Raw genomic sequence first — 24,933 nt, 5'->3', positions numbered from 1 at the left:
AGAGTTCTGGCTGAATGTTGTGGTTTATAGAGTGAAAAACCCTGTACGAAGCTTTTTATACTGCACGCCCCGCTGATCTTGCAGGTGTTGTCCTGCAAGACGGGTTTGCTCACGAAGCAGGCCCGGTTTCTCAGAAGCAATGGCTTACCGGTCAGCGCTTTGTTACTCGGTGGTCATATCCAATAACAAGACGAGGTTGTACCCCTATGCCAGTCGGCAATCATCTGCCCCATGGCGAGACCGCTCAGGGCGGCCCGCTTAAACGCGAACTCGGCGAACGGCATATTCGCTTGATGGCGCTTGGTGCCTGTATCGGCGTCGGTCTGTTCCTCGGTTCGGCCAAGGCCATCGAAATGGCCGGGCCTGCCATCATGCTGTCCTACATCATCGGCGGTCTGGCGATCCTGGTGATCATGCGCGCCCTCGGCGAAATGGCCGTGCACAACCCGGTCGCCGGCTCCTTCAGCCGTTACGCTCAAGACTACCTCGGCCCCCTGGCGGGCTTCCTGACCGGCTGGAACTATTGGTTCCTGTGGCTGGTGACCTGTGTCGCGGAAATCACCGCTGTGGCGGTGTACATGGGCGTCTGGTTCCCTGATGTGCCGCGTTGGATCTGGGCACTCGCTGCGTTGATCAGCATGGGTTCGATCAACCTGATTGCGGTAAAAGCCTTCGGTGAATTCGAGTTCTGGTTCGCCCTGATCAAGATCGTCACCATCATCGCCATGGTGATTGGCGGCATCGGCGTGATCGCGTTCGGTTTCGGCAACGATGGCGTGGCGTTGGGGATTTCCAATCTCTGGGCCCACGGCGGCTTCATGCCCAACGGCGTGCAAGGCGTGTTGATGTCGCTGCAGATGGTGATGTTCGCCTACCTCGGCGTCGAGATGATCGGCCTGACAGCCGGTGAAGCGAAGAACCCGCAGAAGACCATTCCCAACGCGATCGGCTCGGTGTTCTGGCGGATTCTGCTGTTCTACGTCGGCGCGTTGTTCGTGATCCTGTCGATCTACCCGTGGAACGAAATCGGCACCCAGGGCAGTCCGTTCGTGATGACGTTCGAACGCCTGGGGATCAAGACCGCGGCCGGCATCATCAACTTCGTGGTGATCACCGCGGCGCTGTCGTCCTGCAATGGCGGCATCTTCAGCACCGGGCGCATGCTTTACAGCCTGGCGCAGAATGGCCAGGCCCCGGCCGGTTTTGCCAAGACCTCGAACAACGGCGTGCCACGTCGGGCGCTGCTGCTGTCGATCGGCGCGTTGTTGCTGGGCGTGTTGCTCAACTACCTGGTGCCTGAAAAAGTCTTCGTCTGGGTGACGGCGATTGCCACCTTCGGCGCGATCTGGACCTGGGTGATGATCCTGCTGGCCCAGCTCAAGTTCCGCAAAGGCCTGAGTGCCAGTGAACGTGCTGGTCTGAAATACAAGATGTGGCTGTACCCGGTCAGCTCGTACCTGGCGCTGGCGTTCCTGGTGCTGGTGGTCGGCCTGATGGCTTACTTCCCGGAGACCCGCGTGGCGCTGTACGTCGGCCCGGCATTCCTGGTGCTGCTGACGGTGTTGTTCTACGTGTTCAAGCTGCAACCGACCAATGTGTCGCAAGGTGCGGTGCGCTCGGCTTCGTAAGTCGTAACGCCTGAAACGCAAAAGCCCCGGTCCATTGGCCGGGGCTTTTTATTGGCTCACGAAATCTCCTGTGGCAAGCCCCCTCGCCACATAGGCGCGGTGTCTCTTAATGGACGGCAACCGTTTGAACCGGTGCGGTCAGGCGCTTGTTGAACTCCAGCCAAACCCCCAACAACCCCATCAATCCCGCACCCACCAGCGCGGTGAAGATTTGCATGGCAAACGCATCGTCGGTCATGGCATTGACCATGTCCGCCAAGGGCGCCAGCAACACCCCGAGGCAGAACACTTCCAGCGAATAGCGCCCCATGCGACTGCATTGCTGTGCCAGCCAGTTCTGCGTCCAGCCAGTGTCCGGCAACAGTTTCGCCGTGACATAGGCCAGCGCCAGAAAGTGCAGGAGTCGCACCGGCGACAGGTCGGTCTTGCTGATCGGGTACAACAGGTTGCTCAGGCTGGTCGGTACCATCGCATCATGCAGTTGCGGCCACCGCCACAATACGGTCAGTACACCGGCAACGCCTGCGTATAACGCCGCACTCACAAACAATGGCTGGCGCAGCAACGAGCGCCTGTCGGGCAAGGTTGGGCGCTGCGCGTGAATCGCAGCGGCACCGCCGAGTACGAACAACAGTTGCCAGGCGACGGGGTTGAAGTACCACACGCCGTCCTTGATGGCGGCCAGATTCCAGCCGAACAACGGCACCGTCAGGTACACCGCAAACGACATCGCCACCACCACCCAGGGTTTGCGCACGAATATCGGCAGCACCAGCGGCAAACCTGCCAGCAGCACGATGTAGAGCGGCAACGGGTCCATCAGGTTCGGTTTGAAGCGCAACAGCAACTCATCGATCAAGGCTTGCTGCGGGTTGCTGATGAAGTGGTGCATGCCCATCTCCTCGACCAGGTCGCGGGTCTCCACATGGCTGTTGGCGAAGAACACGATGCCCATCAGCATCGCCAGCAGGAAGATATGCACCACATACAGCACCCAGGCACGGCGCAGGATTTTCACGCAGGCAATCAGGTAACCGTCGCGGGCCAGGATCTTGCCGTAGGCCAGGACCGCCGCGTAACCGGCGAGAAACACGAAGACTTCGGCGGCATCGCTGAAACCGACGTTACGCAGGGTGATTTGACCCAACGGGTTGTGGGGCACGTGATCCCAGAAAATGAAGATCAGCGCCAGGCCGCGGAAAAAGTCGATCCGGTGATCGCGTTCAGTCGTCATGGCTGCGGGCTCTTGAACGGGTTTTGAAGTGGGAGCGCCGGCGACACGAAAGGTTGCGCGCTGCACATTGGCGGCGCGCAGGGTGCAGGGATTCGCCGGCAATTGCAAAGTGCGGATATTACGGAATGTCTCTGTGCATCGCCGAGGTGACAACCGCCTGTCTAAAAGCCGCGCAGGTCGGCGATCTCTGACTACCGTCGGGGGTTCAAGGCTTTATTGATTGAAGGCGGAATTCCATTGAGGCGCCGGAATGAAGATCAGCGAATGGCTCGACAAAGAACTCACTGGCCGCCAAGTCTGGTTGTTGTTTCTTTTCGCGACGCTGATTTACATCCTGCCGCTGATCCTCGCGGATTATCCCTACATCGATGACAACTGGCGTGCCCTGGCCGCCGGCACCGGCTGGGCGGAGGAGGGCCGGCTGTTCGCGCAGTGGTTCTACAACCTGCTGACCTTCAGCGGCGCCGCGCCGAATATCTTCCCGCTGCCGCTGTTGATTGCCACGCTGGCGATGAGTTGGGCCCTGACCCGGCTGACGTTCCACTACTTCCCCGAACCGACGTTCGCCCATTGCCTGGTGGTGCTGCCGCTTTGGTACAACCCGTTTTTCCTGCAAAACCTGTCGTACCAATATGACGGACCGACCATGGCGCTGAGCCTGGTGGCGGTGATCTACGCGATCACCTTTCAAAGCCCCTCTCGCGTCCAGAACCTGCTGATACCGGCCGCGCTGATAGCCTTGGCCATCGGGCTTTATCAGGTCAGCTTCAATGTGTTTCTCGGTCTGTGTTGCCTGGAGTTGCTGCGGCGCACGGACGACCCATTGGCATGGCCTGCGTGGTGGCGATTGATCGGCAGCAAAGTTGTACAGGTGGGTCTGGCGGGGCTGATCTATTACGCCACCGCCTATTCCTTTATGACTCAGAACCGAACCTCATTGTTGAACGGAGCAGCGGCGCCGGTGCAGCAAATTGAAACCAACGCGGGCTGGGTGCTGGAAAAAATCGTGCTGCTGTTCCATGGCGGCTTGGCCTGGGTATTCGCCGCGCTGTTGCTGTGCGCCCTGTTCGGTGCGGTGCGCGTGGGACAGCGCGTGTTTGAGCGTGCGGACGCTGGGCTGAACAAAACCGTGATCGGCCTGCTGTGCCTGTTGATCCTGCCCGTCCTGATGCTGCTGGTGCCGGGCGTCTCATTGTTTTTCCGCGACTTCAATGAAGGCGCCCGCACCTTGATGGGCTTTGCGGTGGTGCTAGTGCTGTTGTTCTACCTGAGCCATCGGGCGCTGGCGCCAGTGCACGGAAAGCTGCCGTTGCTGCTGCTGGTTCCGCTGTTGGCGATGCTCTCGCTGTCTTTCGCTTATGGACGGGTGCTGACGTTGCAAAAGACTTTCGCAACGAATGCCCTGTTCGCCTTGAGTGCCGACATTGCTTCGCGCCCGGCGTTGCGCGAAGCCAAGCGCATTTATATGTCGGTGACGTACTCCGATCACTGGCTGGTGGGGGCCGCCGGATCGTTCAAGCAGATGCCGGTTTTGCATTACTTGTTGAACATCGACTTCTACGTGCTCGCGGAAAATCTGCCGAAAACAGGCATCACCAATGTGGTCAGGGAAAAGGAACGGCGTAACGCGACGCTGGTGGGTTATCAGGGTTATCCACCGCTGGTTGACAGTCTGTTTTATCGGATTTATCTGCTGGGGGACTACGGCTTTATTGTCATGAAAGAACCCGCCAGGGTCCGCTCTCTCCAGTGGTGAACCCCGTGACCATTGGTCTGGAATGCCGCGCTACCTGTTAGTTCTTACAGTAGACGCGCACGTGTCCTCGACTTTAGGTTTGAAACACACCTGAAGCAGCGACAGTTCAAGGACCGAGCATGAAAGCCTTATGGAAAGAGTTCTCCACGTATGCGGTTGTTGGCGTGGCCAATACGCTGATTCATTGGCAGATATTTTACGTACTCACCATCGCGGCCGAGCTGAGTCAGGCTGCCAGTAACTTTTCGGCGTTTTGTGTGGCCGCGGCGTTCTCATTCTATGTGCATGCGCTCTACACGTTTGAGGTCGGGGCCTCGGTACTTCGTTACTTGCTGTATGTGTTCTTTATGGGGGTCATGAGTTTCGTCGTCGGACATTACGCCGATGTCTGGAAAATCCACGGGCTGGTCACCGTAGGGTCGTTCTCGCTGTTGAGTCTGGTTTGCGGGTTTTTCTTCTCGAGATTTGTCCTGTATGGCGAGCGCGAAGCGTGAACGTGTCGCGCCGGTTTGTCGATTGGGCGGGGCTGATTGCAGTGGTGGCGATCGCGATGGTCGTGAGGTTTCACTCTATTACCGTGCCGGCGGTCTGGTATGACGAAGCCTACAGCCTGCTGCTTGCCGACGGATCGCCTTCGTACATTTGGTCCACCACGGCTCGGGACGTTCATCCACCGCTTTACTATGTGTTGCTGCATTACTGGATGTTGTTGTTCGGTAATGGCGTCTTGTCTGCTCGATCCCTGAGCACCTTGGCCGACGTCGGCACGCTGTTGTTGTGCATCAAATTGATGAGTGTTGTGGCGACGCGAAGGGCGACTTGGATTGCTGCTGTGTTGTTGGCATTGCTACCGATCTCGGTTCGCTATAGCCAGGAAATCCGCATGTATACCTTGCTCGGTTTCTGGCTCATGGGTGCGACCGTGGCGTTGGTGTGCTGGGTTAATTCACCGCAGCGAAAGCGCTTTGCGATCCTGTATGTGCTGCTGATGACGGCTGCTTTTTACACGCACTATTTCGCTGCGTTGTGTGTCTTGGTGCATTGGCTTTTTTGGTGGAGCGCGCGCGGTATTCGCACGGATCTAACCGTTCGTGCTTGGATTTTGGTCAACAGCGCGATTGTCCTGTTGTACCTGCCTTGGGCACCTAATTTCATTGAACAATTGCTGCAACGGCCAGGGCTCGATTGGATACTGCCTCTCTCGTGGGAGACCGCGCTGAGCGTAGTCTGGCAATTTATGGTGATGACAGATTTGCCGCCGGCGTTGTCATTGTTGCGCGTGGTGCCGACTTTAGCGGTTCTTGTGTGTGCAGCTTCTGTGTTATTGAAAACGCGAAATGCGCCTCCAGGCAGCGTATTGCTTGTGGGCTATTTTTTTGTTCCCGTCACTACGCTCGTACTCATCTCTTTATTCATGCCGATTTTTTTCCCCAGATACATTCTGTTCTGTGCAGTGGGATTGCCCCTTATCGTTGCGGTTACTCTGGGCTCATGGTGGCAACGGCAGCGTGCTCTGGCGGTCGTAATGCTCGCTTTTTTTCTGATCGGGGAAGTGTGGGGGCTGTTGACACATTGCAAGGAAGGGAATGGCATGGAGATTCGGATGAACGCCATTGTGGGCAGTATCAACCGGGATCTTCGAGTGGATGACGAGGTTCTGATCGATAGCCTGTATTGGTACTTACCATTTATTTATTACAACAGCACAGGCGTTCAACCGCGAATTTACATCAGTTCAACGACTGATCTGCTCTGGGGCTACCCTGATCAGGGTGGCTGGGCTCTCGTATCCCAACGTCCGAAATTGATCACCTTCAATGACGTTCCGGTGTTGAGAAATAACACCAGAAGAGTTTGGTGGATAACAGGAACAGCCCGGCATGAACAAAACAGGGTGTTTCCAGAATACTGGAAGCAAACGCTCAAACTAGATGGGGGAAAAGTCGAAGCCCGCCTGTTCACGATTGATGCAACGCCAACCTCTCCTGAGACTGGCGTGCAATCACTCCTCACGCAGCAACCACCTCATTAGGCTCAAAGCTATCCGCCCGCGCCATTTGCCACATCCGCGAGTAAAACTCGCCATTCACCTCGCCGGTGAGCAATTCCCCCGGCTTCAAGAACACATGCAACTGCGAGAACAGCTTGATCTCGGTCGCCGACATGCGCCGTACCAGATGCTTGGCCGACAGTTGTGACGGATGATCGAGGCCCGCGGCCGCGAGCATTTCCGCCAGTGCCTTGAGTGTGTTGCGGTGGAAGTTGAAGACGCGCTGGGCCTTGTCCGGGACCACCAGCGCACGTTGGCGCAAGGTGTCTTGAGTGGCGACGCCGGTCGGGCATTTGTTGGTGTGGCAGCTTTGCGACTGGATGCAGCCGATGGCAAACATGAAGCCGCGCGCCGAGTTGGCCCAGTCGGCGCCGATGGCCAGGACGCTGGCGATGTCGAAGGCGCTGACGATCTTGCCGCTGGCACCGAGTTTGATTTTGTCCCGCAGGTTCAGGCCCACCAGCGTGTTGTGCACGAACAGCAGGCCTTCGCGCATTGGCACGCCGATGTGGTCGGTGAACTCCACGGGCGCGGCACCGGTGCCGCCTTCCTTGCCGTCGACCACGATGAAGTCCGGGAGAATGCCGGTTTCCAGCATGGCCTTGGCGATGCCCATGAATTCCCACGGGTGACCGAGGCAGAACTTGAAGCCCACCGGTTTGCCGCCGGACAGTTCACGCAACTGCTGGATGAAGTGCATCAGTTCGATCGGTGTGGAAAACGCGCTGTGCCGCGACGGCGAGATGCAATCTTCGCCCATCAGGATGCCGCGGGTTTCGGCGATTTCCTTAGTGACTTTGTGCTTGGGCAGGATGCCGCCATGACCGGGTTTGGCCCCTTGTGACATCTTGATTTCGATCATCCGCACTTGCGGCGTCTGCGCTTGTGCGGCGAAGCGTTCAGGATCGAAGCGCCCATCAGCGGTACGGCAACCAAAGTAGCCACTGCCCAGTTCCCAGGTCAGGTCGCCGCCGTTTTCCCGGTGATACGCGCTGATGCTGCCTTCGCCGGTATCGTGGGCAAAGTTGCCGAGTTTGGCGCCCTGGTTCAACGCGCGAATGGCGTTGGCGCTGAGCGAGCCGAAGCTCATGGCCGAGATGTTGAACACCGACGCCGAGTACGGCTGAGTGCACTGTGGGCCGCCGACGATGACACGGAAATTGCTCGGGTCGCTCAACGGTGCCGGGCGCATCGAGTGACCGATGAATTCGAAACCCGATTGGTACACATCGATCAGCGTGCCGAAGGGTTTGTCGGCGCTTTCATTCTTGGCCCGGGAATAGACCAGCGAGCGCTGGGCCCGGGAGAAGGGCAGGGCGTCGCTGTCGGATTCGAGCAGGTACTGGCGGATCTCCGGGCGAATGCCCTCCACCAGATAACGAATGTTGCCCAGGATCGGGTAGTTGCGCCGCACCGCGTGAGGGCTTTGCAGCAGATCGAACAGGCCCACCAGACTCAGGACGCCCGTCACGGCGGTGATCGGCCAGAGCCAGTCGTGTTCCAGGAAGGGCAGGCTGGCGAGGGTGAATATCACGCAAGCGGCAAAGAAGGCGTAGCGGCTCAGGAGTGACAGGCTCATACGGGTTCCTTGGGTTCGGACTCGGTTGTATTTTGGCAATGCTGCATTTGGCTTTTGTGGCGAGGGAGCTTGCTCCCGCTCGGCTGCGCAGCAGTCGCAAAACCGGCTGACGGGCTCTGCCTGACTGAACGCGGTGCCTGTATCGGGACCGCTTCGCGGTCCAGCGGGAGCAAGCTCCCTCGCCACAAAAGTCTGCGGCGCTGCTACAGCAATCAGGCATTTTGCGCCTGGAGGAATATCGAAAACAGCTCGGACTGGGATTTGATCCCCAGCTTGCTGTACATGTGTTTCTTATGGACTTTCACGGTTTCTACAGAGATTTCCAGCTTACGGGCGATTTCTTTACTGGAGCAACCGCTGAGCATCAATCGCCCGACATCCAGTTCCCGGGCGGTCAATTGCGCGCCCTTGAGTTGTTGCACCGAGGCTTCAAGCTGCACGCGCCAATCGCCCTGGATCGGTGAGGGCGCGAGGGCCACGACTTCGTTGATTTCGTAGGGCAGGCGCTGGCGCAGCAGGCCGAGCACCCACGGCTGGATCAGCGACAGCAAGGCAATCTGCTGGCCGCTGAAACGTTGCTTGCTGCCCAATGACAGGCACAACGTGCGGTCGCCTTCGAGCTGGCAATTGAACTGAATTTCATCGGCCACCACATTCAGACGAAAGTAGCGTTGGTAATACTCGGTCAGCTCGAAGTGCTCCGGCGCCACTTCCGACAGGCGATAAAGGCCAGTGCGCGATTGCTCGCGGCAGGCGATGTAGAACGGGTCGAGCAAGTACAGCCCGCGCAAGTAATCCTGAAACAACTGATCAGGGCTGCCGTCCTCGCCCGGACATTCGGCGAACACTTGCGGGTGCTGGTCCGCGCTGAAAAGCAGCGCCACCCAGCTGTCGAACGTCACGTACTGATCCAGCAACCGGACAAGCTGCGTCCAGAAGTTGGGCTTGTCGAGGGCGTCGATCAGTTGCCCGACCGAGCGGTGCCAAGCGATATCGTCTAATGAAAGTGTCATGCCTCTACCCCTATCGGGTTACCCCAGCGGCGTGATTCCCCGGCCGGTGGCTTGCTGCGCATACTGGCGCACAGACACAGACCGGGCAATCTTTCTGCCGCCCGGCCCATAACAAGGAATACCCATGAAAGTCGAACTCGCCCAGTTGGCGGGCCGTGACAACGGCACAGCGTACAACCTCGAACGCGCCCTCGCGGCCATCGCTGCCTGTAATGCGGATACGCAACTGATCGTCTTCCCGGAAACCCACCTGATGGGCTTTCCGACTGCCGACACCGTGGCCCAAACCGCCGAACCGCTGGACGGGCCGACGGTCAGCGCCGTGTTGGCGGCTGCTCGCGAACGCAACATCGCCGTGGTAATCGGCATGGCCGAGAACGACAACGGCCGCTTCTACAACACCACGCTGCTGATCACCCCTGAAGGCATCGCGCTGAAATACCGCAAGACCCACCTGTGGGCGTCGGATCGCGGCGTCTTCGAGGCGGGCGACCGTTACGCCACCTGCGAGTGGAACGGCGTGCGGGTCGGCCTGTTGATCTGCTACGACATCGAATTCCCCGAAACCGCCCGCGCCCTGGCGCAACTGGGCGCTGAATTGCTGATCGTCACCAACGGCAACATGGACCCTTATGGCCCGACCCACCGCACCGCGATCATGGCTCGAGCCCAGGAAAACCAGGCCTTTGCGCTGATGGTCAACCGGGTAAAAGAGAGCGATGACGGGTTGGTGTTCGCCGGTGGCAGTGCGCTGGTGGATCCGCTGGGCACCTTGTTGTTCGAGGCCGGGCGCGAGGAGGGGCAGTTTACGGTTGAGCTGGATTTCAGCCGGCTGGAGGCTGCACGCAAGGATTACCGATATCTGGATGATCAGCGGTTGAAGTTGCCCGGAGAGATTGTCGAGCGGGTTGCTGGCGTGCGGGAGTTGCTGATTCCTTTGCGCTGATCCGTATTCCGTGTCGTCAGGGCGGACGCCTTCGCGGGGAAGCCCGCTCCCACAGGTTCTTCGGTGGACACACATTCTGCGTACGACTGAAATCCCTGTGGGAGCGGGCTTGCCCGCGAAGGGGCCATGACAAACGCCACACCTATTTGACCTTGCACCCCATTACAACAACGAAACACCCGAAATTTAGCGCCGAACTCGGCTCTGCCATAAATCTAATAAATTCGGAGTAGTCGCTCATGGCTCGTTTGCAACGCACCCTGTCATTGGGTTCGGTGGTGCTGTTCGGCATCGCCTACATGACGCCGATCATTGTGCTCGGCACGTTTGGCATCCTCGCTCAATCCACCGCCGGCATGGTTCCGGCCGCGTATCTGGCGGCGCTGGTGGCGATGTTTTTCACTGCCATGAGCTACGGCCGAATGGCCTCGGCGTTCCCCGTTGCCGGTTCCGCCTACAGCTATGTACGCAAGGCCATCAGCCCGAAACTCGGGTTCATCGCCGGTTGGGCGGTGCTGCTCGATTACCTGTTCCTGCCCATGGCGATCTGGCTGATCGGCGCCGCCTACCTCAACTCCGCGTACCCGGCCGTGCCGCAGTGGATCTGGGTGCTGGCGTTCATCGGCATCACCAGCGCGATTAACATCGTCGGCCTGAAACTGGCCAACGGCATCAACGCCTTGCTGATGCTGGTGCAATTTCTGGTGCTGATCGCCTTCGTCGCGCTGTGCATTCACTACGTCGGTGGCGATGCGAGCACGCCATTGTGGTCGATCAAACCGTTCTTCAACGGCGACATGCAGATGCCGCTGATCATGAGCGGCGCGGCCATCGCCTGTTACTCGTTCCTCGGTTTCGACGCGGTCAGCACCCTGACTGAAGAAACCCGCGACCCACGTCGCACCATTCCGCGGGCGATCATGCTGATTACCCTGATCGGTGGGCTGATCTTTGTCAGCGTCTCGTACTTCGTGCAGATCGCCCATCCCTCGTTCCAGTTCGACAGCGTCGATTCGGCCGCCTATGAAATCGCCCGCAATATCGGTGGCGATCTGTTCGTGACGATTTTTCTGATCGGCCTGATCGTCGGCCAGTTCGCCTCGGGCCTGTCGGCTCAGGCCAGCGGTTCGCGACTGTTGTTCGCCATGGGCCGCGACGGTGTGTTGCCGAAATCGTTCTTCGGCACCTTGCATGAGCGCTTCGGCACACCGGTCAACAGCATCCTGTTGTGCGCCGTGGTGGCGTTGCTGGCGCTGAAACTGGACGTCACCACATCGACCTCGTTCATCAACTTCGGCGCGTTCCTGGCGTTCAGTCTGGTGAATTTGTCGGTGATCTTTCATTACTGGATCGGCGGAGAAAAGAAAGGGCCGCGCGAGTTTGTGTTGTTCCTGCTGTTCCCGTTCATTGGCCTGGCGGCCGATTTGTGGCTGATGGTCAGCCTCGATCACCTGGCGATCTACCTGGGACTGAGCTGGCTGGCGATTGGCGTGGTGTACCTGGCGGTGCTGACCGGTGGTTTCCGCCGCCAGCCACCGGAGATGGATTTCCAGGAGGCCACCTGACACCCGGACACTGCATAACCCCCTGTAGGCGTGAGCCTTTGTGGCGAGGGGCTTGTCGGAATGCCGCATCACCCCGTTGGACTGCGCAGCAGTCCCCTTTTTTTGGGGCCGCTTCGCGACCCAACGGGGTGATGCGGCATTCCGACAAGCCCCCTCGCCACAAAGGCTCGCTCACACATTTGGATTGTGTTCAGGCCGCTGAGTGTGTCTGGTGCATGGGCAACTCGACGCGAAACGTGCTGCCCACGCCCAGCTCACTGCGCACCGAAATATCCCCCCGGTGCTTCTTCACGATGCCATAAGACAGGGACAACCCAAGCCCTGTCCCCTGGCCCACTGGTTTGGTGGTGAAGAACGGGTCGAAGATTTTCTGCAGGCTGTCCGGCGCAATACCGGACCCGGTATCAGCCACCTCAATCCACACCCGTTCACCTTCAACTCCGGTACGCAGGGTGATGGTGCCGCGCTGCGGGCCCATCGCCTGGGACGCGTTGACGATCAGGTTCATGATCACCTGGTTGATTTGCGACGGCAGGCACTCGATGTCGGGCAATAGCTGATACGCCTTCACCACATCGGCCTTGTACTTGAGTTCATTGGCGACGATGTTCAAGGTCGATTCGATGCCCTGTTGCAGACTGGTCCACTGCCATTCCTGGTTGGAATCCACCCGGGAGAAGTCTTTCAGGTCCTTGACGATCTGCCCGACCCGGTTGATGCCCTCCTTGGATTCCTTGATCAGCAACGGAATGTCCTCGCGCAGAAACTCCAGTTCGATCCGTTCCCGTAACTGCCCAAGCCGTTCGATCACCTCATTTGAAGCAATCACTTCTTCGGCCTCGCGATAGGCGTCGAGCATTTCCTGCAGTTGCTTGAAGTAGCCATCAAGACTGCCAAGGTTGGAGGAAATGAAGCCGATGGGGTTGTTAATTTCATGGGCGACCCCGGCGGCCAATTGCCCCAGGGAAGCGAGTTTTTCCGATTGCACCAGTTGCGATTCAAGCTGTTTGCGCTCGTCGATCTCCCGCTGCAACGCCTCGCTGGCCTGTTTGAACTCCGTGGTGCGCAGGTTAACCAGATGCTCCAGGTGGCTCATCTGCACAAAGGCGCGCTCGGTCATCTCCCATTTGGTCAGCAGGGTGTTGGCCATCTGCTGGACTTCGATGTTGTCGAACGGTTTTTTCAGGATCAGCAAACGATCATGGGCTTGCAGCCGGTCCAGCAGTTCATCCCAGGAATAGTCGGAGTACGCGGTACACACCACCACTTGCAGGCGCGGGTCTTCCTGCCACAGATGCTCGATGGTTTGTGCGCCATCCCAGCCTTCAGGCATGCGCATGTCGACGAATGCGAGTGCGTAGGGGCGGCTTTCCTGCAAGGCCTGAGTGAGTTTGCCCAGGCCTTCCTGGCCGCTATAGGCGGAGTCCAGTTCGAACAGGGTGTTGGCGGGTTTGATTTCGCTGCCAAACAACGTAACTTCCATCTCGTCCAGTTCGATGTGTTGCAGCGAATCCGGGGTCAGGATCTTGCGAAAATCATCATGAATGGACGGCGTGTCGTCGATCAGCAGAATCCGCCGGTTCGAAAGCTCTCTCATGCTTCCTCCTCGACGGTTTTCAGCGGGATTTGCAGGGTGAATTGCGCACCCTTGCCAGGCCCGTCGCTGTGGGCGCTGAGATGGCCGTTCATCTCGATCGCCGCCAGTGCGCAGCTGTGCAGACCAAAGCCATGACCTTCCTTGCGGGTAGTAAAACCGTGGGCAAAGATGCGCGTCATGTTCTCCGGCGCGATGCCTTCGCCATCATCCTTGACGCTGATTTGCAGGGTGGAGTCTTCGACGATTTTCACCCCCAGGGTCATTTGTCGCGGACGATTGCTGAGGTCGGACATGGCGTATTTGGCATTGCTGATGAGGTTGATCAGGATCAGCAGCAACCGATGCTTGTCGCCCATGACCTGCGGCACCTCGTTGTACTCCTTGACCACCGTGACGTGGTGCCGGGTCAGGGCGCCGGAGTTCATGCGCAGGGCGTCTTCCAGCAGTTCGCTGATGTGCAGCGGTTCCATCAGGCTGTTGGCGCCGGCGTAAGACTGCTGGGTGGCGACGATGTCCTTGATGTGGTCGACGCTTTTCGTCAGTTGGGCCAGTTCCTCGGTCATGCTTTGTTGTTCAATCGCTATGGCATCGACCAGTTGATTCAGGTAACCGGGCAGCAACTTGCCTTTCTTGTCCTGGGTCAGAAAAGTGCCCAGGTCGCCCAGGTGTTCGTTCATCAGTTGCATCGCCTTGCCCAGCCCCTGGGCCTTGCTGCTGCGCAGTTTTCGGCTGACCAGGTCGGCGGAGATGTTAACGCTGTTGAGCACGTTGCCGACGTTGTGCAGCACATTGGTGGCGATTTCCGCCATGCCGGCCTGACGCGCGGTGTCCAGCAGTTCGCTCTGGGTATCCCTGAGTTCCCGGGTACGTTCTTCGACCCGTTGTTCAAGATCGTCATTGGCGGTTTTCAGGGCTTTATTGACGCGATTGATCACTGTGAAACTGCGCATCAAGTGAATCGCCAGGTACACCAGCAACAGCACCAACAGCACGGAAAACACCAGCATGTAAAAGTGATAACGCTGGTCGATCGCATCGGTACGCTGCTGATCGTTGTTCAGCAGATCGGTGATGTCATCCAGTCGGTCGGCCACGGGAGTGGCCTCGATGTTTTCCATCAAGCGGTTGACCACCGGTTGTTCACGCAGGATCAGCTCGATGTGGTTATTGAGAATATCCAGCGGACTGTGGAATTCCTCCGGTAGTCGCTGTTTGTTAACTTTCAGTTTGCTTAACCCCACCAGGATTTCGGCGGCCTTGTCGTCAGAGGTGACCATGGCGAACTCCAGGGTGCTGAGTACCAGGTCATAGGTGTCGTTGGCGATGTATTGCAGTTGCAGTTTGTCGCCGTCCTGCAACTGGGCGAGGGGTTGCTGAATGTCGTCTTCGGCGGTCGGCAGAAACGCCAGTGAATTGCGCAATACGGCATTGTGGGACTTGAACTGCTCCACCAGCCGGGTCTTTTCTTCGATGGCGCCAAGGTACGCATCATGGCTGGCCTGCCAGGCGGGCGAGTCGCTACCGCTGTGATTCGACTTCATTGTGTCGAACCGTTCCCACAGTAGCGTCATCTCGGCCAGCGGCGTGACCAGCGGATCGTAGTTGTGGTTGATCGCAATCCTGGACTTGAGGATTTCCGTTTCCCACTGCGCATTCAGCTGTTTCATTCGGGAAATCAGATCCCGGGACTCCGTGTACGTCGACGTCTGGTTCGAGCTGGATTTGAGGTACAGAAACAGCAGTGTCGAGGCCAGTATCACGGCCACGATACCGAGGAGCGCCAAACTGCGTCGGCGGGACATTTTCATAACGGTTTGCCCTCCCATTCGCCGGTCAGGGTCTTGAGGAATTTGATAATCAGCACCTTGTCTTCGGCGGAGGGGATGCGCCCCAGCTGAAACGTGAACATCACGTCCACGGCGTCTTCGAGGGTTTTCGCCGAACCGTCGTGAAAGTACGGCGCGGTCACGGCGACGTTCCTCAGGCTCGGGACCTTGAACACGTTGCGGTCCTCTTCATCCTTGGTTACCAGATAGCGGCCCAGGTCGGTTTCGGTCGGGTTGCCTCGGGTCTTGAAGTAATCGCCCATCACCCCGAATTTCTGGAACATGTTGCCGCCGATATTGATCCCCTGATGGCAGGCGATACAGCCGTAATCCTTGAAGCGTTGGTAACCGTACTTCTCCTCGCGGGTGAGAATGTCAGTATCGCCTTGCAGGTATTGGTCGAAACGCGAGTTGGCACTGATCAATGTGCGCTCGTAGGTCGCCAGGGCGTTTTGCACATTAATCATGGTCACTCCGTCCGGATAAGCGTTGCCGAACGAGGTTTGATAAGCCGGATCGGCGGACAACGTCTGCACCACGTGTTCCCAGTTGCTGCCCATTTCACTGGGGCTTTGCACCACGGTGTGGACCTGGGTTTCCAGGGTGGCGACGCGGCCGTTCCAGAATTGCCGGAAGTTCAGGCTGGCGTTGAACACGCTGGGGGTGTTGATGGCGACTGGCTGACCGTTGAAGCCGATGGAAAACGCCTTGTTATCGGCGCCACCGCTTTCCAGGCGATGGCAACTGGCACAGGACAGGCTGCCGTTGACCGATAAACGTGGCTCATTGAATAACTGGCGACCGAGTTCAACCCGCAGAGGGTTTTGCTTTGGCACGGCCGGTAGCGGTTTGAGTGGTTCGTCCAGTGGCGTGCCGCTGGCCGTCAGGCACAGCCCGAGCAGAGGCATCAAGAGCAAGCGGTAGAGAAATGGCGACATCTTGTAATTCCTTGGCTGATAGCCCGTGTGTCGCTGCATATCGATCATGTAGCTGCAGGGGGAGGGGATTTCACCGACGTCAGATACTGCACGAACTCATCCGGCGCCACGGCTTTGCTGAAGTAGTAACCCTGGCCTTCCTCGCACTGATGGGCCTTGAGGAAATTCAACTGTTCGAGGGTCTCCACCCCTTCGGCGATGATGGTCAGTTTGAGGCTCTTGCCCAGGCTGATGATGGCGCTGACCAGGGCAGCGTCGTTGATGTCACGGCTCAGGCCGCGAATGAACGACTGATCGATTTTCAGCACATCGATGGGAAAACGTCGCAGGTAACTCAGGCTGGAATACCCGGTGCCGAAGTCGTCGATGGCCAGCCGCACGCCCATTGCCTTGATCCGGTTCAGGGCGCTGACGGTGGCATCGACGTTCTGCATCAGCACGCCTTCGGTGATTTCCAGCTCAAGCAATGACGGGTCCAGACCGGTTTTTGCGAGGACCTGTTCAATGCCCTCCACAAAACCGCGCTGGCGAAAATCGATGGCCGACACATTCACCGACATGTACAGCTTCGGCAGCCCGGCTGCCTGCCAGGCGCAGGCTTGTCGACAGGCCTGGGCCAGCACCCATTTGCTCAACGGTACGATCAGGCCACTGTCTTCGGCCACACCAATGAAGTCTGACGGGTAAACCCAGCCATACCCCGGTTTCAGCCAGCGAATCAAGGCCTCTGCGCCGACCACTTCACCGGTACCCAGGTCGAGCTTGGGCTGGTAATGCAGGACAAATTCGTCGCGCTCCAGGGCCAGGCGAATGCCCGACTCGATGGTCTGCTGGTCCCGGGCACGCTGGTTCATTTCTTCAATGAAAAAGCGGAAGTCGTTGGGGCCGCTTTCCTTGACGTGGCGCATCGCGGTTTCGGCTTTCTTGATCAGCGCGATCGCATCGAAGCCATCATCGGGGTAGATGCTGATGCCCAGGCTGGCGGTCACGCTCAGGTCATGGCCGGCGATGTGCTGGGTCGTGCCAATGGCGTCCAAGAGTTTTTCGGCGATGCCTTTGGTCTGCTGGGGATGGCGGATATCAGCGAGGATCACCACGAACTCATCAGAACCGTAGCGAAACACCGAATCGGATTCGCGCACAGTGGACACCAGGCTACGCCCGACCCGTTTGAGCATCTCGTCACCGGCCGGATGGCCCAGTGCATTGTTGATGCGCTTGAAGCGATCAAGGCCCAGGAACATCACCGCCAGTTGCTTGTCATGGCGGCGGGACAATGCCAGGGACTGGTTCAGCCGATCACCGAGCAGCGTGCTGTTGGGCAGTTCGGTCAAGACGTCGTATTGCAACAGGTGAGACACCTTGAGCAGTTCGTGGACCCGCGCCTCGATGGTCTGCTCCAGGCTTTGCACTTTCGTCTCCGCGTCCTGGGTCATCTGCCATTTCCACGTCAGCGCACTGGCCATCTGGCGGATTTCCAGACTGTCGAAAGGTTTTTTCAACACCAGCAACTGGTCGCCAAACTCCAGCCGTTCCGCCATGTCTTCCCAGCTGTAATCCGAATAGGCGGTGCACAGCGCGATTTGCAGGTGCGGGTCGATCTTCCAGAGCTGTTCGATGGTTTCCAGCCCGTCCCAACCCGGCGGCATACGCATGTCGGTGAACGCCACGGCGTAGGGCCGCCCTTCGGCCTGGGCCTGTTTGACCATTTCGAGCGCGTCCTGGCCCTGGTAAGCGGAGTCGAGCTCAAAGGTGAGCCGAGCCGGCTGTTGCGTGCCGAACAGCGCTTCTTCAGTACCGGCGAGGGTCCGCTCACCTTCGGTATCGGGGCCGAGGATCTTGTGGAAGTCCTCATGGATCGAGGGCGTGTCGTCGATGATCAGGATGCGCCGGTTGGTCTGGACGGACGGAGTTTTCATTCCTTGTCCTCCGTGGCGTGCGGGTTGTCCAGAATCGGCCCGGTGTGGTGTTTTGGAGGCACAATGCTGCCGGCCTTGAGCAACTGAGCGGCCTGTTGGCTGCTGACGGCTTTACTGAAGAAGTAACCCTGTGCGTTCATTGGCGAGCCTGTGGCCATCAGCGAACTGCGCTGTTCCTGGGTTTCGACACCTTCAGCGATGATTCCGATCCCTACCTCGCGAGCGAAGTTGATGATTGCGCGCAATGTGTTGGCGCTCGCCGGATCGCGGGCAGCGGTGTCGATGAAGGCCTGGGCGAGTTTCAGGTGATTGACCTGGTACGTCTTGAGGTAGTCGAACGAGGAGTATTCGGTGCCGAAGTCGTCGATGGCGATCTTTACTCCCAGCTCCCGCAGGCGCGGCAGCACGTCGTTGTGGGTCCATTTGGTCTGGGCCAGGGTTGCTTCGGTGACATCGAAGCGCAGGTCCCAGGCGCACAACTCCCAGCGCGCGGTGGTGCGCAGTACGTCATAGATCAGCTCGGGTCCGCTTTTCAGTTGGGCCAGGGACAGCTTGATGGCAATCACCGGGGGCGCCACGCCTTCGTCGCGCCACTGGCGCATTTGCTGGCAGGCACGATCCAGCACCCAGTGACCGAGGGCAATGATGGCGCCGGTTTTTTCCGCGGCCGGCAGGAACGCCGGCGCTTCCAGCAAACCGCGCTGGGGATGGTTCCAGCTGACCTGGGCTTCCATGCCGAGGATCTTGCCGCTGCTCAGGTCAACTTCCGGCCAGTAATTGAGCTCGAGTTCTTCATGGTCGATGGCCGCGCGCAGTTCGCTGGCGATAGTCATGCGCTCGACCACCTCCTGATTGATCTCCTCGGAGTGGAAGTGATACTGGTTGCGGCCCTTTTCCTTGGAGCGATAGAGCGCCATGTCAGCCTGGTTCAGCAGGCCGTCGGCGCTGGTGATGAGCGGCGAATAACTGCTGATGCCGATGCTGACCGATACGCGCACGTCATTGCCGGCCAGCGAGTAGGGGAGCACCAGCGCATCGCGGACCTTGGCGGCCAGGGACGCAGACTGGGTCGGGTCGCTGACGTCCAGTTGCAGGATGGCGAACTCGTCGCCGCCGAGGCGGGCGACCACGTCGTTTTCGCGCACACAGGCTTTGATGCGCCGGGCCACTTCCTGCAGCAGCAGGTCGCCCACCGGATGACCGAGGGTATCGTTGATCCGTTTGAAGTGATCGAGGTCCAGGTAGAACATCGCGAACGGAGTAGCGCCTCGACGCGCGGCGGCGAACGCCTGGTACAAGCGCTCGATCAAGGTGGCACGGTTGGCCAGCCCCGTCAGCCCGTCGGTGCGGGCCAGCAGGGCGATTTTCTCCTCGGCGACCTTGCGTTCCGTGACATCGATGATGATGCCTTCGACCTCCAGCAGGCGTCCTTCATCGTCGCGCACCGGGATGTAGCGGTTCTCGACCCAGCGCCAGGCACCATCGCCGGTGCGCATCCGGAACTCGATGGAGGCACCCGCTGCATGACGGTCCAGCACCTGGGCCATGGCGGTGTCGACCTTCGATTGATCGTCGGGATGGATCAACTCCTGGGCCCAGTTGGCCGACGCTACAAGGTTCGCCGCGATGTGACCGTACTTGGTGATGTTGTGGGAGATGTACATCAGCGGAAACGACGGTTCGCCCCGCAGGCGATAGAGAATGGTCGGGCTGTTCTGCACGATGATGTTGGCGTCGGACAGCTCCCGGGTGCGTTCTTCGACGGCCTGTTCCAGCAGCGACATCTTCAGCTCGGCGTCTTCGGTCATCTGCCATTTGGCGGTCAGGGCGCTGGCCAGCTGGCGGATTTCGATGGCATCGAAGGGTTTTTTGAGGATCAGCAGGCGATCGCCCAGCTCCAGGCGTTCATCGATGTCTTCCCAGGAATAGTCGGAATAAGCGGTGCACAGCGCCACTTGCAGCTTGGGATCGACCTGCCACAGCCGTTCGATGGTTTCAAGACCGTCCCAGCCCGGTGGCATGCGCATGTCGATAAAGGCCATCGCGTAGGGCAGGTCGTTGGCCAGCGCTCGCTCGACCTTGTTCAGTGCTTCAAGGCCCTGAAAGGCCGAATCGAGCATGAAACTTTGCAGTGTTGCCGTCGCTTGCATCCCGAACAGGGCTTTTTCGGCGCTGATCAGTTCGTCGTCTTCGGTCGATGGCGGGCTGAGGATCTTGATGAAATCGGCATGAATGGAAGCGGTGTCGTCGACGATAAGTATCCGACGGTTGGTGCGCGCGAGCAGCGTATTCATAGGCATACGCCGGGAGCGGTGGCAGTGTGGTGCGGTGTGCTCATAGGGGCATCCTTTCCCTGATCACGTGGCCAAGCATAGAAAGTGGATCCGAGTGAACTGAGCATAGTCCTCCGTGCGGCACTTCGCCCGGTCGACTGAAGCGAATCATTTTCAGGGGCCTGGCTGGAAATCATCTAGCCTGTAGCTCAGGCAAGGCCAGAAACGGAGCTGTCTGGCTGACGACTGACGCAACAACGCCCGTTTCGCTTGAGGTAATGCCATGGAAGAGCAACTCCCCACGACTGACAGCTATAAACCCACGATTCTGCTGGTCGACGATGAGGAATCGATCCTCAATAGTCTGCGCCGGCTCTTGCGCGGCCAGCCCTACGATGTGCTGCTGGCCACCAGCGGTGCCCAGGCCCTCGATATCATGGCGAAACAGCCCGTCGACCTGGTGATGAGCGATGCGCGCATGCCCAATATGGACGGCGCCACGCTGCTGGCGCACATTCACCAGCGCCATCCCGCCGCGCTGCGTATTTTGCTGACCGGTTATGCCGACCTGACGATGATCGTCAAAGCGATCAACGAGGGGCAGATTGACCGTTACATCAGCAAACCCTGGCACGATGAGGAACTGCTGCTGACGCTGCGACAATCCCTCGCCTACCAGCATTCCGAGCGCGAGCGGTTGCGTCTGGTGCAAGAGACCTGGGACCGGAACGAAGAATTGAAGTTGCTCAACGCGACCCTGGAAAAACACGTTGCGTCCCGCACTTCCGAGCTGCAGCAGACCGCCGACATGCTCGACCTGGCCTACGAAGAGCTCAAACACAGCTATGTCACCGGCACCGAGGTGTTTTCGCTGCTGGCCAACCTGCGTTTACCACCGGCCAAGCAGACGAATCGGCAGATCATCGAACTGGTGCGGGTGTACTGCAAACTTCATGGCCAGGACGAGGGCAGTACCCGCGACCTGACCATGGCGGCGGCGCTTTACAACATCGGCAAGCTGAGCTGGACCGACAGCATGATGACCGCGCCTGCGGACCTGCTGCACCACAACGATAAGGAGCGCTATCGCGGTTATCCGAAGCAGAGCGAATCGTTGCTTATGACCCTCGATCCGATGAAAGACGCCGCGCGCCTGATCCTTCATCATCAGGAACGCTGGGATGGCACGGGATTCCCCGACCGGCTCAAGGGCGAGGCGATTCCGCTCGGCTCGCGGTGGCTGAAACTGGCGGTGGATTTCATCGAGTTGCAGCGTGGGCTGATCCTTGAGCGGCAGATGAACAGCGATGAAGCCCTGGTCTACATCCGCCAGTACGCCGGTCGTCTCTACGATCCTGATCTGGTCGAGGACTTCATTCAGGTCTGCGCCGCCTACCTGAGCGATGTGTCGCTGGCCGATCCGACGGTGAAGGTCATGAGCACCCGGGACCTGGCGGCCGGCATGATTCTGGCGCACAACCTCAATGCCGATAACGGCATGCTGCTGCTCAATGCGGGCAAGGTACTGAGCGGACCGCTGGTGGAGAAACTGATCGCGTTCGAGGCGATGGAAGGGGCGAAATACAGTGTTTTTGTGAAAGTGCCGGAGGAGGTGGAAGCCGCGATTCTCGAAGCGCCGCTGGTGGTTCAGGCTCAGCCCTGATCCCTGTGGGAGCGAGCCTGCTCGCGATGACGGACTGACATTCACCATTGATGTCGACTGAAAGACCGCTATCGCGAGCAGGCTCGCTCCTACAATGGGCTCGGCGTTTGACAGAGATCTTTCGGGATGACGCAGAACCCGTGTCCATGTGATCCTTGCGGCTTTTACCAAGGCCAATCCTGATCCATGACCTTTTCCACCGCCACTTGCCCCCGCATCATCCGTATCGCCGCCGCCCTGCTGATCGGCCCTGACGGTCGCACGCTGTTGGTCCGCAAACGCGGCACCAAAGCCTTCATGCAACCCGGCGGCAAGATCGAGGCCCATGAACAACCGATTCACGCCCTGGCCCGTGAACTGGAAGAAGAGCTCGGGCTGGTCATTGACCCCGCGCACGCCACCTACCTGGGGCCCTTCTCGGCATCGGCGGCCAACGAGCCGGGTTTTGTCGTCCAGGCTGAACTCTTTCAGCTGACCATCGATTCAGACGTATCGCCCGCCGCGGAGATTGAAGAGGTACGCTGGATCGACCCGGCCACCGACGGCAATCTCACCCTCGCACCATTGACACGGGACCTGATCCTGCCGTTTTATCGAGCTTCGCTGACCGCGACCGTTTGATCATTCACGGACCAGGATTGCCCCCTATGATCCCGCTACAAGACTTGCTGATATTCGCCGCTGCCGCGTTGCTGATGGTGCTGACGCCGGGGCCGAACATGATCTACCTGATCTCCCGCTCGATCTGCCAGGGACGCAAGGCCGGCGTGACTTCGTTGCTCGGCGTGGTCGCGGGGTTTTTCGTGCATTTGTTCGCCGCCGCGGCCGGTTTGACCGCTGTGTTTCTGGCCGTGCCGATGGCCTACGAAGTGTTGAAATGGGCCGGCGCGCTGTATCTGTTGTGGCTGGCCTGGCAGGCGGTCAAACCCGGTGCCCGTTCACCCTTCGAAGCACAGCAGTTGCCGCCGGACTCGCCGCGCAAACTGATCACCATGGGGTTTCTCACCAGTGCACTGAACCCGAAGATCGCGGTGTTTTACCTGTCGGTGTTTCCGCAATTCATCACGCCTGAGCACGGTTCGGTGTTCACCCAAAGCATCGTGCTGGGCCTGACCCAGATCAGCGTCAGTTTCTGCGTCAACCTGCTGATCGCGATCTTCGCGGCGGGCATCGCGTCGTGGTTCGTCAACAATCCGACCTGGTTGGCTGTGCAGCGCTATTTCATGGGCTTTGTTCTGTCAGCGCTGGCGGTGCGGCTGATGCTTGAGCAACGTCGGACGGCTTGACCATGTGGATTGAGCGACTGGATGCCAGCCATGCCCTGGACTATCGGGCGCTGATGCTCGAAGCCTACGACCTGCATCCGCAGGCTTTCACCTCAAGTGTGCGCGAGCGTGCGGTGATGCCGCTGAGTTGGTGGGAATCGCGCCTGACCAGCAAACTGGATGTGGTGTTCGGGGCGTTTGAAGAGGGCAAGTTGGCGGGCATCGTCGGCCTGGCCTTCGAACCCCGGGAAAAGGCCCGGCACAAGGCGACGCTGTTTGGCATGTACGTGTCCGGCAAAGTCCGGCAGCGGGGCTTGGGGTTTCAACTGGTGCAAGCCGCGCTGAATGAAGCGCAGAACCATAAGGGCCTGCGGCTGATCCAGCTGACCGTCACCGCCGGCAATGAGGCGGCGTTCAACCTGTACCAGCGTTGCGGCTTCGTACAGTTCGGCCTCGAACCCATGGCGGTGCGCGTCGGCGAAGACTACTTCGACAAAATCCACATGTGGCGTGAACTCAACCCGAATCCTGAAGGTTAAGAGCTTTTGTGGCGAGAGAGCTTGCTCCCGTTCGGCTGCGCAGCAGTCGTAAACTGAGTCTATGCGGTGTAACCGAGGGAGTGAGGTAGCTGATTTTGGGGCCGCTTCGCGACCCAACGGGAGCAAGCTCCCTCGCCACAAGGGTTGTATTTTCAGTGATCCGTCAGCGGACGGCGCTGACGCCGTCGAGTGTCGAGAACGACGTGTCCTTGGCCGTCAGCAAGAAATCGCGCATGTACGGTGCATCCAGCATGTCGGCACGAATCCCGGCGTACAGCGTCGCAAACAATCCTTTCTCGCCGAGCCGCTTGGCCTTCACGTAACCCCGTGAGCTGTACTCATGCAGTGCCCAATGGGGCATGCCGCACACGCCGCGTCCGCTGGCCACCAATTGCATCATCATCACCGTCAGTTCCGAGGTGCGGACCTGGGCCGGTTCGATGTCGGCCGGTTCGAGGAAACGGGTGAAGATGTCCAGTCGATCGCGTTCCACCGGGTAGGTGATCAGCGTTTCCGTGAGCAGGTCTTCCGGCACGATGTAGGCCTTGCTCGCCAAACGGTGCTGGTTGGCCACCGCGAGCATCGCTTCGTAGGTGAACAACGGCACATAAGTGATCCCGGCCAGTTCCAGCGGATCGGAGGTCACCACCAAATCCAGATCACCACGGGCCAGCGCCGGCAGCGGCGCAAAGGAGAAGCCCGAAGCCAGGTCGAGTTCGACTTCCGGCCAGGCATCGCGGAACTGATCGATGGTCGGCATCAGCCACTGGAAGCAACTGTGGCACTCGATTGCCATGTGCAACCGGCCCGCCGTACCGCCCGCCAAACGCGCGATATCGCGTTCGGCACCGCGCAACAGCGGCAGGGTGGCGTCGGCCAGTTGCAGCAGGCGCAAACCGGCGCTGGTGAAACGCACCGGTTTGGTCTTGCGCACGAACAACGGCATGCCCATGCGCTCCTCCAGTTCCTTGAACTGGTGGGACAGGGCCGACTGCGTCAGGTGCAGACGGTCGGCGGCATCGACCAGGCTGTCGGCTTCGCGCAAGGCGTGCAGGGTCTTCAGGTGACGGATTTCAAGCACCGGGGGCTCCATGAGGAAAACTTGTGATCAACACGAAAAGGTTGAGTTTGTCTCATGTTGG

General features: G+C 59.2%; 19 protein-coding genes. 10 read left to right on the top strand and 9 right to left on the bottom strand.

Annotated elements, in window-relative coordinates; all coding sequences use genetic code 11:
* The first annotated feature begins 206 nt into the window (after positions 1-206).
* Positions 207-1,628, top strand: a complete 1,422-nt coding sequence (locus tag ACA075_RS24335) for an amino acid permease (protein ID WP_497295848.1) — start codon at positions 207-209, stop codon at positions 1,626-1,628.
* A 106-nt stretch (positions 1,629-1,734) separates the two neighbouring features.
* On the opposite strand, the gene ACA075_RS24330 is transcribed toward ACA075_RS24335, so the two are convergent.
* Complete coding sequence (locus tag ACA075_RS24330; protein ID WP_497295846.1) at positions 1,735-2,862, bottom strand: OpgC family protein; 1,128 nt, start codon at positions 2,860-2,862, stop codon at positions 1,735-1,737.
* Between the two features lie 250 nt (positions 2,863-3,112).
* Here ACA075_RS24330 and ACA075_RS24325 point away from each other — a divergent pair, with 250 nt between their 5' ends.
* From ACA075_RS24325 to ACA075_RS24315, 3 genes are all read left to right on the top strand, one after another.
* Positions 3,113-4,618 (top strand): glucosyltransferase domain-containing protein, encoded by a 1,506-nt coding sequence (locus tag ACA075_RS24325; protein WP_497295844.1) that lies wholly within the window; start codon positions 3,113-3,115, stop codon positions 4,616-4,618.
* 119 nt (positions 4,619-4,737) lie between these two features.
* Positions 4,738-5,112 carry a GtrA family protein gene (locus tag ACA075_RS24320; protein ID WP_497295842.1) on the top strand — a complete coding sequence of 125 codons (375 nt, stop codon included), beginning with the start codon at positions 4,738-4,740 and terminating at the stop codon, positions 5,110-5,112.
* Positions 5,113-5,168: 56 nt separating this feature from the next.
* Entirely contained in the window at positions 5,169-6,650 is a 1,482-nt protein-coding gene (locus ACA075_RS24315; protein WP_497299325.1) for a glycosyltransferase family 39 protein, read from the top strand.
* On the opposite strand, the gene ACA075_RS24310 is transcribed toward ACA075_RS24315, so the two are convergent.
* Together ACA075_RS24310 and ACA075_RS24305 are read right to left on the bottom strand one after the other, a co-directional pair.
* Positions 6,628-8,247: an FMN-binding glutamate synthase family protein gene (locus ACA075_RS24310; protein ID WP_497295840.1), complete on the bottom strand. Its 1,620-nt coding sequence runs from the start codon at positions 8,245-8,247 to the stop codon at positions 6,628-6,630. The genes ACA075_RS24315 and ACA075_RS24310 overlap by 23 nt on opposite strands.
* A gap of 212 nt (positions 8,248-8,459) precedes the next feature.
* On the bottom strand, positions 8,460-9,260 hold the full coding sequence (locus ACA075_RS24305) for a helix-turn-helix transcriptional regulator (RefSeq protein ID WP_497295838.1): 801 nt from the start codon (positions 9,258-9,260) through the stop codon (positions 8,460-8,462).
* Positions 9,261-9,384: 124 nt separating this feature from the next.
* Between ACA075_RS24305 and ACA075_RS24300 the strand changes: the two genes are divergently transcribed.
* Both ACA075_RS24300 and ACA075_RS24295 read left to right on the top strand, forming a co-directional pair.
* The gene (locus tag ACA075_RS24300) at positions 9,385-10,206 is read left to right on the top strand and encodes a carbon-nitrogen hydrolase family protein (protein WP_497295837.1); all 822 of its coding nucleotides are present in this window, start codon (positions 9,385-9,387) and stop codon (positions 10,204-10,206) included.
* 239 nt (positions 10,207-10,445) lie between these two features.
* Positions 10,446-11,771: an APC family permease gene (locus ACA075_RS24295; protein WP_497295835.1), complete on the top strand. Its 1,326-nt coding sequence runs from the start codon at positions 10,446-10,448 to the stop codon at positions 11,769-11,771.
* 190 nt (positions 11,772-11,961) lie between these two features.
* Here ACA075_RS24295 and ACA075_RS24290 read toward each other — a convergent pair whose 3' ends face one another.
* Genes ACA075_RS24290 through ACA075_RS24270 form a run of 5 tightly spaced genes read right to left on the bottom strand, consistent with a single transcriptional unit; the run spans position 11,962 to position 20,351 of the window.
* Positions 11,962-13,368 carry an ATP-binding protein gene (locus tag ACA075_RS24290; RefSeq protein WP_497295833.1) on the bottom strand — a complete coding sequence of 469 codons (1,407 nt, stop codon included), beginning with the start codon at positions 13,366-13,368 and terminating at the stop codon, positions 11,962-11,964.
* Positions 13,365-15,176, bottom strand: coding sequence for a DAHL domain-containing sensor histidine kinase (locus ACA075_RS24285; RefSeq protein ID WP_497295831.1), 1,812 nt, complete (start codon positions 15,174-15,176; stop codon positions 13,365-13,367). Before ACA075_RS24285 ends, ACA075_RS24290 begins: the two co-directional genes overlap by 4 nt.
* Positions 15,173-16,132, bottom strand: a complete 960-nt coding sequence (locus ACA075_RS24280) for a cytochrome-c peroxidase (RefSeq protein ID WP_497295830.1) — start codon at positions 16,130-16,132, stop codon at positions 15,173-15,175. Before ACA075_RS24280 ends, ACA075_RS24285 begins: the two co-directional genes overlap by 4 nt.
* Before the next feature lie 44 nt (positions 16,133-16,176).
* Positions 16,177-18,051, bottom strand: coding sequence for a putative bifunctional diguanylate cyclase/phosphodiesterase (locus tag ACA075_RS24275; protein WP_497295828.1), 1,875 nt, complete (start codon positions 18,049-18,051; stop codon positions 16,177-16,179).
* On the bottom strand, positions 18,048-20,351 hold the full coding sequence (locus ACA075_RS24270; protein ID WP_497295826.1) for an EAL domain-containing protein: 2,304 nt from the start codon (positions 20,349-20,351) through the stop codon (positions 18,048-18,050). The genes ACA075_RS24275 and ACA075_RS24270 overlap by 4 nt, the downstream gene beginning before the upstream one ends.
* Before the next feature lie 256 nt (positions 20,352-20,607).
* Here ACA075_RS24270 and nosR point away from each other — a divergent pair, with 256 nt between their 5' ends.
* From nosR to ACA075_RS24250, 4 genes are all read left to right on the top strand, one after another.
* Complete coding sequence (gene nosR, locus ACA075_RS24265; RefSeq protein WP_497295824.1) at positions 20,608-21,987, top strand: response regulator c-di-GMP phosphodiesterase, NosR family; 1,380 nt, start codon at positions 20,608-20,610, stop codon at positions 21,985-21,987.
* Between the two features lie 186 nt (positions 21,988-22,173).
* A complete protein-coding gene (locus ACA075_RS24260) occupies positions 22,174-22,608 on the top strand; it encodes an NUDIX hydrolase (RefSeq protein ID WP_497295822.1) in 435 nt (144 codons plus the stop codon).
* Positions 22,609-22,634: 26 nt separating this feature from the next.
* Positions 22,635-23,273 (top strand): LysE family translocator, encoded by a 639-nt coding sequence (locus ACA075_RS24255; protein ID WP_497295820.1) that lies wholly within the window; start codon positions 22,635-22,637, stop codon positions 23,271-23,273.
* Between the two features lie 2 nt (positions 23,274-23,275).
* Positions 23,276-23,791: a GNAT family N-acetyltransferase gene (locus ACA075_RS24250; protein ID WP_497295819.1), complete on the top strand. Its 516-nt coding sequence runs from the start codon at positions 23,276-23,278 to the stop codon at positions 23,789-23,791.
* A gap of 163 nt (positions 23,792-23,954) precedes the next feature.
* Here the strand turns inward: ACA075_RS24250 and metR are convergent, their stop codons facing one another.
* Positions 23,955-24,872: a transcriptional regulator MetR gene (metR, locus tag ACA075_RS24245; protein ID WP_008155262.1), complete on the bottom strand. Its 918-nt coding sequence runs from the start codon at positions 24,870-24,872 to the stop codon at positions 23,955-23,957.
* Positions 24,873-24,933: the final 61 nt, after the last annotated feature.

It is taken from the genome of Pseudomonas sp. LBUM1663 (assembly GCF_059695905.1).
Note: the sequence above shows the minus strand (reverse complement) of the source record. Positions and strands in the feature narration are given on the sequence as shown.